The sequence below is a fragment of the Pseudomonas sp. URMO17WK12:I9 genome (assembly GCF_900230165.1).
Taxonomy (GTDB): Bacteria; Pseudomonadota; Gammaproteobacteria; order Pseudomonadales; family Pseudomonadaceae; genus Aquipseudomonas; species Aquipseudomonas fulva.
In genome coordinates, this window is record NZ_OCMQ01000005.1 from 169,857 (window position 1) to 182,398 (window position 12,542).

The window sequence follows — 12,542 nt, forward strand, 5'->3', positions numbered from 1 at the left end:
ACCGCAAAGGACATTCCCGTGACCGACAACAACAAATACCGTGACGTTGAAATCCGTGCCCCGCGTGGCAATACGCTCACTGCCAAAAGCTGGCTGACCGAAGCGCCACTGCGCATGTTGATGAACAACCTCGACCCGCAGGTCGCCGAGAACCCCAAGGAACTGGTGGTGTACGGTGGCATCGGCCGGGCCGCGCGCAACTGGGACTGCTACGACAAGATCGTCGAAACCCTGACCCGTCTGGAAGACGACGAAACCCTGCTGGTCCAGTCCGGCAAGCCGGTCGGCGTGTTCAAGACTCACAGCAACGCACCACGCGTGCTGATCGCCAACTCGAACTTGGTCCCTCACTGGGCCAGCTGGGAGCACTTCAACGAGCTGGACGCCAAAGGCCTGGCCATGTATGGCCAGATGACCGCTGGCAGCTGGATCTACATCGGCAGCCAGGGCATCGTCCAAGGCACTTACGAAACCTTCGTCGAGGCGGGTCGCCAGCACTACGGCGGCAGCCTCAAGGGCAAGTGGGTGCTGACCGCAGGTCTGGGTGGCATGGGTGGGGCCCAGCCATTGGCCGCGACCTTGGCCGGGGCTTGTTCGCTGAACATCGAGTGCCAGCAAAGCCGTATCGATTTCCGCCTGCAAACCCGCTACGTCGATGAGCAGGCCACTGACCTGGACGATGCCCTGGCGCGCATCGCCCGTTACACCGCCGAAGGCAAGGCTATTTCCATCGCCTTGCATGGCAATGCGGCCGACGTATTGCCTGAGTTGGTCAGGCGCGGGGTGCGGCCAGACATGGTCACCGACCAGACCAGCGCGCATGACCCGCTCAATGGCTACCTGCCCGCCGGCTGGACGTGGGAGCAGTACCGCGACCGCGCACAGACCGACCCGGTGGCCGTGGTCAAGGCTGCCAAGCAGTCGATGGCCGTGCATGTACAGGCCATGCTCGATTTTCAGCAGCAGGGCGTGCCCACCTTCGACTACGGCAACAACATTCGCCAGATGGCCAAGGAAGAAGGCGTGGCCAATGCGTTCGATTTCCCAGGTTTCGTGCCGGCTTACATCCGTCCACTGTTCTGCCGGGGCATCGGCCCCTTCCGCTGGGCAGCGTTGTCCGGCGAAGCCGAAGACATCTACAAGACCGATGCCAAGGTCAAGGAATTGATCCCCGACGACGCCCACCTGCACCGCTGGCTGGACATGGCCCGCGAGCGCATCAGCTTCCAAGGCTTGCCGGCCCGCATCTGTTGGGTAGGGCTGGGGCTGCGGGCCAAGCTGGGCCTGGCGTTCAACGAAATGGTGCGCAGTGGCGAGCTGTCGGCACCGATCGTGATCGGGCGCGACCATCTCGATTCGGGCTCGGTCGCCAGCCCCAACCGCGAAACCGAAGCCATGCGCGATGGCTCCGATGCGGTCTCCGACTGGCCATTGCTCAATGCCCTGCTCAATACCGCCAGTGGTGCCACCTGGGTGTCGCTGCACCATGGCGGCGGTGTCGGCATGGGCTTCTCCCAACACTCGGGCATGGTCATCGTCTGTGACGGCAGCGACGAGGCGGCGGCTCGTATCGCTCGCGTGCTGGCCAATGACCCAGGCACCGGTGTCATGCGTCACGCCGATGCCGGTTACGCTATCGCCATTGAGTGCGCGCAAGCGCAGGGGCTGGACCTGCCGATGATCACCGGCTGATCACCTCCCTCTGCAATGCACCCCACAAGGGTGATACTCGACAACAAGAAGAGGCGGGCTGGCGCTGCCGGTCATGCCTCGCGAACTGGAGTAGCAACGTGACCGAACTTACCCTCAAGCCCGGCTGCCTGACCCTGGCGCAACTGCGCACTGTGCATGCAGGCCCTGTACGGCTTCAACTCGACGCCAGCGCCGGCCCGGCCATCGATGCCAGCGTGGCCTGCGTCGAGCAGATCATCGCGCAGGACCGTACCGCCTACGGCATCAACACCGGTTTCGGACTGCTGGCGTCGACCCGTATCGCCAGCCACGACCTGGAAAACCTGCAGCGTTCGCTGGTGCTGTCGCATGCCGCCGGGATCGGTGCGCCGCTCGATGACGCGCTGGTCCGATTGATCATGGTGCTGAAGATCAACAGCCTGAGCCGCGGCTTCTCCGGTATTCGCCGCAAGGTCATCGACGCGCTGATCGCGCTGGTCAACGCCGAGGTCTATCCCCACATCCCCCTCAAAGGCTCGGTCGGCGCCTCCGGTGACCTCGCGCCGCTGGCCCACATGTCTCTGGTACTGCTGGGCGAGGGCAAGGCGCGCTACAAGGGCCAGTGGCTTGCGGCTACCGAGGCCCTGGCCATCGCCGGTCTTGAGCCGTTGACCCTGGCCGCCAAAGAGGGGCTCGCCCTGCTCAATGGTACCCAGGCCTCCACGGCCTATGCCCTGCGCGGGCTGTTCCATGGCGAAGACCTGTTCGCCGCCGCGGTCACCTGCGGCGCGCTCAGCGTGGAAGCCGCCCTTGGTTCGCGCTCGCCCTTCGATGCCCGTATCCATGCAGTGCGCGGCCAGCGCGGACAGATCGACACCGCTGCCTGCTTCAGGGCCCTGCTGGGGGACACCAGCGAGGTATCGCTTTCGCACCAGAACTGCGACAAGGTCCAGGATCCTTACTCGCTGCGCTGCCAGCCACAAGTGATGGGCGCCTGCCTCACCCAACTGCGTCAGGCTGCCGAGGTACTCGGCGTCGAGGCCAATGCCGTGTCGGACAACCCTTTGGTGTTCGCCGCCGAAGGCGACGTGGTTTCCGGCGGTAACTTCCATGCCGAGCCGGTGGCGATGGCCGCCGACAACATCGCCCTGGCCATCGCCGAAATGGGCGCGTTGAGCGAGCGCCGCATCTCGCTGATGATGGACAAGCACATGTCCCAGTTGCCGCCCTTCCTGGTGGAAAACGGTGGGGTCAACTCGGGCTTCATGATCGCCCAGGTCACCGCCGCCGCACTGGCCAGCGAGAACAAGGCCCTGTCCCACCCGCACAGCGTCGACAGCCTGCCGACCTCCGCCAACCAGGAGGACCATGTCTCAATGGCCCCGGCTGCTGGCAAGCGCCTATGGGAAATGGCTGAAAATACCCGGGGCGTGCTGGCGATCGAGTGGTTGGGCGCCTGCCAGGGCCTGGACCTGCGCAAGGGGCTCAAGACCTCCGCCAGGCTCGAACAGGCGCGCCAGGCATTACGCCGTGAAGTGCCGCACTACGACCGCGACCGGTTCTTTGCACCGGACATCGAAAAGGCCGTGCACATGCTGGCCGAAGGCAGTCTGACCGCGCTATTGCCAGCGGGCGTGCTACCAAGTCTGTAATGCGCTCGGGGGCCTTTGGTGGCGGCCCCCGTATCTCACGACCACAAAAACAATTCAAGGACGTGACATGCAACCTGCACAAGGTCTCAAGCGCGGGCTGACTGCCCGCCACATTCGTTTCATGGCCCTCGGCTCTGCCATCGGTACCGGCCTGTTCTACGGCTCGGCATCGGCCATCCAGATGGCCGGCCCGGCGGTATTGCTGGCCTATCTGATCGGCGGCGCTGCGGTATTCATGGTCATGCGGGCATTGGGCGAAATGGCCGTACACAACCCCGTGGCCGGCTCATTCGGTCACTACGCCAGCACCTACCTGGGCCCCATGGCCGGCTTTATCCTCGGCTGGACCTATGCGTTCGAGATGGTCATCGTCGCCATCGCCGATGTGACGGCGTTCGGCATCTACATGGGCTTCTGGTTCCCAGAGGTCGCCCGTTGGACATGGGTGCTGGGCATCGTCTTGGTCATCGGTGCGCTCAACCTGTGCAACGTCAAGGTGTTCGGCGAACTGGAATTCTGGCTGTCCTTGCTCAAGGTGGGCGCGATCGTGGCCATGATCCTGGCGGGCCTTGGCATCATGGCCTGCGGCTTCAGCCAGGTGGGCAGCGGGCAGGCCGTGGGCGTGGGCAACCTGTTCGAGCATGGCGGTTTCATGCCTAACGGTGTCGCCGGGTTGATCGCCTCGTTTGCAGTGGTCATGTTCGCCTTTGGCGGCATCGAGATCATCGGGGTGACCGCAGGCGAGGCCAAGGATCCGCAACGGGTGATTCCCAAGGCGATCAACGCCGTGCCCCTGCGCATCCTGCTGTTCTATGTGCTCACCCTGTTCGTGCTGATGTGCCTGTACCCCTGGCCGCAGATTGGCAGCCAGGGCAGCCCTTTTGTGCAGATCTTCAGCAATCTGGGGATCGGCTCTGCGGCTGCGGTGCTGAACGTGGTGGTGATCTCTGCGGCCGTTTCTGCCATCAACAGCGATATCTTCGGTGCGGGCCGCATGATGTATGGTCTGGCCCAGCAGGGGCATGCCCCCAAGGGCTTCAGCCGGCTGTCCAGGCATGGCGTGCCGTGGATGACGGTGGTGGTGATGGGGGCAGCACTGCTGGTTGGGGTACTGCTCAATTACCTGATCCCTGAAAACGTGTTTCTGCTGATCGCCTCGATCGCTACCTTCGCCACCGTCTGGGTCTGGCTGATGATCCTCATCACTCAAGTGGCGATGCGGCGGCGCATGAGCCGTGAGCAGATGGCCGAGCTCAAGTTCCCGGTACCGTTCTGGCCCTGGGGCCCGGCATTGGCCATCGCCTTCATGGTCTTCGTCTTCGGTGTGCTTGGCTATTTCCCGGACACCCAGGCGGCGTTGTTGGTCGGCATGGTCTGGCTGGTCTTTCTGGTGGCGTCCTACCTGTTGTGGTGCAAGCCGCGCACAGGGCAGGGCGCGTCGGTGGCCGAAGCCGCCGAGTTGCATCGCTAGCAAAGGAGAACCTGCATGAAAACCCTCTGGCAACACTGCCACGTGGCAACCATGGCCCAAGGCCGTTATTCGATCATCGAAGACGCCGCCATCGTGACCGGTGGTGGGCGGATCCTGTGGATCGGCCCACGTGCCGACTGGCAAGTCGAAGGGACCGAGCAGACGGTGGACCTGGGCGGCACTTGGGTGACCCCCGGGCTGATCGATTGCCACACGCACGCGGTATTCGGCGGCAACCGCAGCGGCGAGTTCGAACAGCGGCTGCAAGGTGTGAGCTATGCCGAGATCGCCGCGCAGGGCGGGGGCATTGCCAGCACCGTGAGGGCCACCCGCGCCGCCAGTGAAGACATGCTGTTCGCCAGCGCCCGGCAGCGCGTCCGGGCGTTGATGCGCGACGGCGTGACCACCCTGGAGATCAAGTCCGGTTACGGCCTGGACTTGGCCAACGAGCGCAAGATGCTGCGTGTAGCCCGGCGTCTGGGTGACGAGCTGGGTATCACGGTTCGGGCCACGTGCCTGGCGGCTCACGCCTTGCCGCCGGAATACGCCGAACGCAGCGACGACTTCATTGCCCACATCTGTGATGACATGCTGCCGGCATTGGCAGCAGAAGGGCTGGTGGATGCGGTGGATGCCTTCTGCGAACACCTGGCCTTCTCACCCGTCCAGGTTGAACGCCTGTTCATCAAGGCACAGCAACTGGGTTTGCCGGTCAAGCTGCACGCTGAACAATTGTCTTCCTTGCACGGCTCCAGCTTGGCCGCCCGCTACCAGGCACTGTCGGCCGATCACCTGGAATTCATGACAGAAGAAGATGCCGTGGCCATGGCAACGGCTGGCACCGTGGCCGTCTTGCTGCCCGGCGCGTTCTACTTTCTGCGCGAGACCCAAGTTCCGCCGATGGAGGCCCTGCGTCGGCACGGCGTGAAAATCGCCCTGGCCAGCGACCTGAACCCGGGCACCTCACCAGGCCTGTCACTGCGGCTGATGCTGAACATGGGCTGCACCTTGTTCCGCATGACGCCGGAAGAGGCCCTCGCCGGTGTCACCACCCATGCGGCGCAAGCGCTGGGCATGGGAAGCAGCCATGGCACCCTTGAAGCGGGCAAGGCCGCCGACTTCGTTGCCTGGCAAATAGAACGCCCTGCCGACCTGGCCTACTGGCTTGGCGGCGACCTGCCCAAGCGCGTCGTGCGCGGCGGCCATGAACTGGATATCTGAGCGAGGCGAGATGGACAAGGTACTGAGCTTTCACCAGGGTCAATTGCCGCTGTTGATCAGCATTCCCCATGCGGGCCTGAAGCTGACCCCGGCAGTGGCCGATGGCCTGGTCGATCAGGCGCGCAGCTTGCCCGACACGGACTGGCACATTCCCCGTCTGTACGATTTCGCCCAGGCGCTGGGCGCCAGTGTACTGACGGCCGAGTATTCGCGCTTCGTCATCGACCTCAATCGCCCAGAGGACGACAAGCCGCTGTATGCCGGGGCCACCACGGGGCTTTATCCGGACACGCTCTTTGAAGGTGAACCTTTGTTCAAGGAGGGGCTGGCGCCAAGCCCGGCAGAGCGCAAGCATTACCTTGAGCACATCTGGCACCCTTATCACAGGGCAATCAGGCATGAGCTGGCACGTTTGCGTGAGACGTTCGGCTATGCCCTGCTCTGGGACGCCCATTCCATTCGCTCGCACATTCCTCGGTTGTTCGACGGCAAGCTACCGGACTTCAACCTCGGGACCTTCAATGATGCGAGTTGCGACCCCAGCCTGGCCCAGCGGCTGACGCACGTCTGCCAACAGGCGCACGGTTACGATCATGCGCTCAATGGGCGCTTCAAGGGCGGGCACATCACCCGTCATTACGGCAACCCAGCCGCGCACGTTCACGCCGTCCAGCTCGAGCTTGCGCAAAGCACCTACATGCTAGAGCGTGAGCCTTTTAGCTACCGTGAAGATTTGGCAGGCCCCACCCAGACGGTGCTCAAGCAGCTTCTGCAGGCGCTGCTAGCGTGGGGCCAGGCGCATTATCGCAACTAAAGGCAATCGGCCAGGCAGCGCGGGGTACGCGCGCCGCCCGGTCAATCGTCAGCCTTTGGCGACCTCCTTGAGCGTGAGTTCGCGCAGCAGTGCCTGCTCCTCGAGTTCCCGATCCATCTGCAAGCCTTGTTGCAAGATCACCTCTTCCTGCAGCGGATGGCTGGTGTTGGCCAGTTCCAGTACCCGCTGGCGGTACCGGTTTTCAACCTCCTCGAACCGCTCGGCGTATTCACCGCGAAGGCGCTGGGTCCAGTCCTGGTTGGACAGCAGATAGTCGATGAACGCTTCGCTGTGTTCGCGCTTGCGCACGTGTTCGAGCACGCTCGAAAGCTCATCGGCCGCCAGGTTGGCAGCACTTCGGAAACGCATGCGGTCGGCGATGGGCAGCTCGAGTTCCTTGGCCAGTTCGCGGCGATAAGCCAGGCGCACCGAAACCAGATCCCCCGGTATCGAGCGGTGCTGGGCAAGGTGTTCGAGTTCCTCTACCCGGAACAGCTGCAACAGCCTTTGGCGCATCTGCTGCAGGCTATCTCCTGCATCGATCACGACACGTTGATGCATCAGGTACAACTCGATGTTGTTGAACGCCTGAAGCGCGCCGTCATGACAGGTTTGTGCGCCATTTTCGTCAGGCAGCGCCGCTACAGCGATGCTTTCCAGCAATGGCCGCTCGGTCGGGTTGCTGACCGCCGCGACCAGCATCAGTCGCACCCGTTCGCAAAACCTGCCCCGAGTAGCGGGCTCCACGTAAGGGGCTGCGTTTTGCAGACGGCCCACCAGGCGCAGCAAGTCACTGCCTGCAAGCGCATCCCAGCATACCTGCAGGGATTCATTTTGCAGTGCATTTCCCAACATCCACGATTCCATCCGTGGGGTATCGTCACCGGACACCGGAAAGTGCGGGTGGTCCAGAGAGCCATCACTGGAACCATCGGTGAGCAGGTCGTTGGGAATGTCCAAGGCGAAGGAGAAGCTGTGATGGCTGTCGGAAAACGTGCGGACCCGCTGGATGGTTTCGGCTGGCAGCGGGTTGTCCAACAGGGACACAGAAGAAATCGGAATGGTGCTATCCAGGTTCGACAGGACACGGTCCGGCAGTTCGGTGATGTTGTTCGAACTGAGGTCGAGCAACTCGAGCGGCAGCAACAGGTCGCACCAGTGCGGCCAGCCCTGCAGGTCCATGTTGCTCAGCACCAGGGACTGGAGATTCGCTGCAAGCTGTGCAGGAACACGATTGATGGTGCCCACCCGGTTGCCCGAAAGGTCCAGCGAAGTAAGGTGGTTCAGGCGGCCAAAAATCTCGAACATAGGCTCATCGATTTCCAAACCCATGTTGCGCAACTCCAGGTACTCCAGCTCCGGCAAGCGCAGCAAGGCGGTAGGCAGTGTCGATTGCGGCGCTTGATGACCGTCTATGGTCAGGCGCGTGATACCCGGAAACCGACTGAGCAGCTCATCAAGCTGCGCAGTCGTGCCTCGCAAGCGGGTCAAGGCCAGGGCGCGAACACGCTCGCCAAAGAAGGGGGGCAGGCGCCTCGGGAAGTGCTCGATCGACACGTCTTCCAGATGCAGCCTGAGGTATCGATGGCCCTGTTCCTGATATGTCCAGAAATCATTGATCGCCGTTTCAATGCGTTGACGCTCGGCCAGGGCGGTTTGTGTCAGGGGGTTGCTGGAACTCGATGCCTGCGCCCAGCCCTCCAGCGCTTCTCGTACCTGCGAGCGCTCGGTGCGCAGGCGCGTGATTCCCTCGATAAGCGACGGCGGCTGGTCCACGCGAATACCAGAAGTGTCCAGCTGCTCGTTCATGAGCAAACGCTGCACGTGAATTTCGTTGATCGGGTTGCCTTCAAGGTTGATGACCGGCGGGAGTCGCAGTGATTCGGCTTCGTGCAGCAGGAACGATGGCAGCGTGAGCAGGTTATTGGCGCGCAGGGACAGCTCACCGATGCGGCTCAAGGCATCGCTGTCGATGCCCATCGGCCATTGCGACAGATGCATGCGGTCGAGCCCGAGGTAATCGAGTGTGAGCGCGTGGAAGCTCGGACGGTTGCCTTGTGCCAAGCGATTTCCGGAAAGGTCCAGATGACGCAGCTGCCGGGCACCGGTCAGCATGTGCAGGTCACTGGAGGACAAGGCAATGTTCTGGTTGGTCAGTACCAAGCGCTGCAGCTGTGGCAGGTTTTCCAGAATGGTGGGAATGCTGAATATGAATGCCGAGGGTGTTGCCCGCGGTGTGTAGGGCCGGTCAATTTCCAATGCCTGGAGTTGCGGCATCTGACGGAGCAGGCGTTGCAGCAAACGCTCGTTCTGCGCCCAGCTGGCCATCGCGCCTGAGGGCAGGTCATAGAGGGTCAGGCTGCGCACTCGCTGGTAGAAGAACTCGGGTAAGTTCAACGGAATATCGGCCAGAGAGATCAGCGCCAGGCGTAACACGGACGTGCTCCGGTCGCCTTCGTCCAACGCCGTGTCATACCAGAACTGCACGATAGCCTCGCGCAACGCATCGTAGTTGCGTGCTGCTGCATCGGTCGACGGCGAAATGGCCTCGCTCCAGTCATCGAGCCTGCTTTGCAGTTCGGTGCGCTGCTCGGCCAAACGTTGCAGGTGTTCGAAAATCTGCAGGCGCGTGCGGCCACTGCTGGCCAGCGTATTGATCACCTGATCGGCAGAGCGGCCGGTACGCTGCGCCAACTCCAATGCCTCGACCTCTGCAAGGAGCTGCGAATAAGAGACCGCATGGGCTTGCGGGCCACTGCCGCTCAGCGGATACCCCAGGCGGCCCTCGGCAAGGCGCATGGGTGACCGATAGCCGGGGCGCACCGGCCGCATGCCCAGGGCCCTGCGCAAGGCTGGGCGAGGCAGCAACGGACTTTCCTGCATCAGGTGCCGCAGGGCCGCAGCGTCAGCCGCGCCGAGTTGTGCCATGACGTCTGGCAGCGCCTCGTGAAGCGCGGTAAAGAGGTCCGGGTGTGCCGTTACCAACCTAGGTGACTCGGCTTGATCCTGGACGATGTACCCTGCAGGGGCATGGATGATGGTTACGCAGGGGTTACCTTGCTTGGGGCCGATTGCCTCGGCTTGAGTGGGCCAGAACCCACCTCGCAGGATTTGTAGCCTGGTACCGGTAGGCCATTGCCTGAGTGTCGGCAAGGTATGCAGCACGAGTCGATCGCTGTCCCAGCTCTGAGCCCCTACCAGAAACAGCCCCTCGTAAGCCCGCGCCAGACGGACCTGTTGCAGATAAACACGAATTTCCTCGCTCAGGCGTAACGGTACCCTACCGCTTGCCAGCAGGCCCCGTTCGTTGGCAGTCGCGCTGCGTACCAGCTCGTCGGCAATGGCGGCTGGAAGACCGGGGTATGCCCGCATGACCGGTTCGGCGTCGGGCAGCTGGGCCGATGCCATGCGCCTGTAGGCTCTGAAAAATTCGGTTGAGCGGTCTGCCGTGACGGGCAACTGGCTGATCGACTGGTCAAGCTTGAACCGCTGGAGGGTGTCTTGCAGCAACGCCGGCAATCGCTCGCTCTCCACCAGCGCCCTGCGCAAGGTATCTTCGTCCGTGTCACTGATCTGCAGCATCCGTTGCAGCGTCGGCTCATCGAAGTCAGCACTCAGGTGCCCCATTCGTTGCAACAAGGTCGAACCTGTCCAGGTAGCGGGGCGGTCGGTGACCTGTATCCACGCGCCAGCGCCGTTGTAGCGCAGCGGTGGCTGATAGCGATGCTCGCCCTGTGGGTGCTGCAGCCGGTATTGGCCAGTGTCGGCGTCTGACACGACCTGATACTGGCGACCCTGCAGCACCAGCCGTTGCTGACCCTCATGCAACAACAGGCCCTGCTCATCCGGTGCCAATGACTGTGGCAGTGGGTCCTGGATTTGATAGGGCGTCAGATCAGGTTTCCACAGGCTAACCTGCCCATCAGGCATGTCCACGTCTTCCAGCTCTTCGATGAATGACGGGGTCTCGACGGGAATGCGCGCATCACCCGATTCGTCGTCGGGTTCTTCGACGATGGGTTCGTCGCCCCCTGGGATTTGCGGCGCGCCTTTGAGCGCATGGCCGGCAGCTGTCAGCGCAGCCATGACCGCCACGTTCTCGACGACATCGATCAGGTAGTCGTAAGCTGTGTCGCGCTCGTCTGCCTCCCAGGCTTCGATCCCCTCATACACCTCATGGGCCAGCTGGACGATGCCCACCAAAAGCATGGCCTCCCCAAGGCCAGGCACGAAGAAGCCGGCGATGTTCAATGCCAGCAACGCGCGCCCGGCAATGAGCTCGCGGTGAGCCTGGGCCGTACGCCGGTCCACGATCTGGGTTGGGACAGCGTGGAAGAGCACGTCCTGTTCATGACGTTCCACCTTGCGAAAGGCCATGAGCCCCTGGAACGCGTGGGTGAAAGGCGTTTGAACGGGGTAGAGCCTGGCATGTGGATCGCGTACGGGCTCGTGCAGGCCGCGGGTACTCCAGCCCGGTGGTGTCAGACGCGCTTGCAGGCGCTGTCTAACCATCTCCTTGTCGCGCTCGGGCACATGCTTGTCCAGGTAGCCCATGTCAGCCTGGAGCCGATCCCGCAGTGCGTCATGCATGGCCTGCGTATCGGCGAACGCCTTGAGGGGTGTTTCCTCGTCGTCGGGGATATACAGCGCAATGCGGCTATCGGCACCCGATTGCCTCTCGATGACCACTACTCCCGTCAGTACGCAGCCCCAGAGTTGCAGCTCGCTGAACCTGAACCCCGATGCGAGAGGATCCAGCTTTTGATCGAGCGGTACTTCCAGCGCGGCGGTGTAGAACGTCTCGCTGATATCGCCCTTCAAGCGAGCGTAGTGCAGGGACTGTCGCCAAGCCGATTCCTCCGCCCGCCCCAGTGTTTGATACACCTCCAGGGCCACCTCGTCCGCACTGCGGTCAGCCGTTGCGGCCGGGTAGTAGATCGCGTGTATCAGGTCGTGATATTTCCCACCAATGTCCAACGTCCGACACAGGTCGGCGAAGGCTTCTGCCGGAATGTCCAGTGCATTGATGATAGGCACGGTGCCCATGAAACGCCGGTGGTCGAGAATCACCGATTTTTTCAGGAGCCCATCGGGTGCATCCATGCCACCTTCAACGGCGGCGGACGCCTCGAAGTTATGCAGGGCTGCCTGAAGCAGTGAACGGGTCGCCCGCTCCACGGCCTGCCGCCCGTCCAGGGCGTCGTGCTCCTCGATCAGGCGCGCGTCCACCAGGTAGCTCTTGTCGACATCGACCTGTAGACCAAAGCGTTCGGCAATGGCTTCGGTCAACGCCTTTCTGGCATAGATCTCCAGCTCTGCAACCTGCTCGAACAGCGCCGCGACCTGCGCTTGGTGCTGACGGTGCTGTGCGTGTTCGATGCTCCAGGCACGCGCGACGGCCGGTTGCTCCGTGATCGCTGACGCCAGCCAGGCAGGTGCCTGCCGCCAATTGCGCATGGCCTGGTGCGTGTGGGTCGGGCTTTTTTTCAGCCACTGGGGGATGCGCTTGGCAATGGTGGAGTAATGGACACCTTGTGAGGGTAGGGTGTCGCTGGTGGGTGTTGGCATTTAGCAGTCCTCTGCACGATGAGGTGAAGGACTCTGTAGGGCCGGGGAAGGAGAAAGGAGGTAGATATATCTGCCCGGCAACTGTACCGGGCCAGGCATGGAGTTGATGTACAAGCATGCTCTGCGCTCAATTCAGGTTTATGAT

6 protein-coding genes are annotated in these 12,542 nt (G+C 62.7%); 5 read left to right on the top strand and 1 reads right to left on the bottom strand.

The window, feature by feature from the left end; translation table 11 throughout:
* Positions 1-18: 18 nt before the first annotated feature.
* The 5 genes from hutU (at position 19) to hutG (ending at position 6,829) form a co-directional block, all read left to right on the top strand.
* Positions 19-1,692 carry a urocanate hydratase gene (gene hutU, locus CRP40_RS12785; RefSeq protein ID WP_027914063.1) on the top strand — a complete coding sequence of 558 codons (1,674 nt, stop codon included), beginning with the start codon at positions 19-21 and terminating at the stop codon, positions 1,690-1,692.
* Positions 1,693-1,790: 98 nt separating this feature from the next.
* Positions 1,791-3,323, top strand: coding sequence for a histidine ammonia-lyase (gene hutH, locus CRP40_RS12790; RefSeq protein WP_027914062.1), 1,533 nt, complete (start codon positions 1,791-1,793; stop codon positions 3,321-3,323).
* Positions 3,324-3,390: 67 nt separating this feature from the next.
* The gene (locus tag CRP40_RS12795; protein ID WP_027914061.1) at positions 3,391-4,794 is read left to right on the top strand and encodes an amino acid permease; all 1,404 of its coding nucleotides are present in this window, start codon (positions 3,391-3,393) and stop codon (positions 4,792-4,794) included.
* 15 nt (positions 4,795-4,809) lie between these two features.
* Positions 4,810-6,015: an imidazolonepropionase gene (gene hutI / locus CRP40_RS12800; protein WP_027914060.1), complete on the top strand. Its 1,206-nt coding sequence runs from the start codon at positions 4,810-4,812 to the stop codon at positions 6,013-6,015.
* A gap of 10 nt (positions 6,016-6,025) precedes the next feature.
* The gene (gene hutG / locus CRP40_RS12805; RefSeq protein WP_027914059.1) at positions 6,026-6,829 is read left to right on the top strand and encodes an N-formylglutamate deformylase; all 804 of its coding nucleotides are present in this window, start codon (positions 6,026-6,028) and stop codon (positions 6,827-6,829) included.
* Between the two features lie 48 nt (positions 6,830-6,877).
* Here hutG and CRP40_RS12810 read toward each other — a convergent pair whose 3' ends face one another.
* The gene (locus tag CRP40_RS12810) at positions 6,878-12,397 is read right to left on the bottom strand and encodes a DUF6543 domain-containing protein (protein ID WP_027914058.1); all 5,520 of its coding nucleotides are present in this window, start codon (positions 12,395-12,397) and stop codon (positions 6,878-6,880) included.
* Between the last annotated feature and the right edge of the window lie 145 nt (positions 12,398-12,542).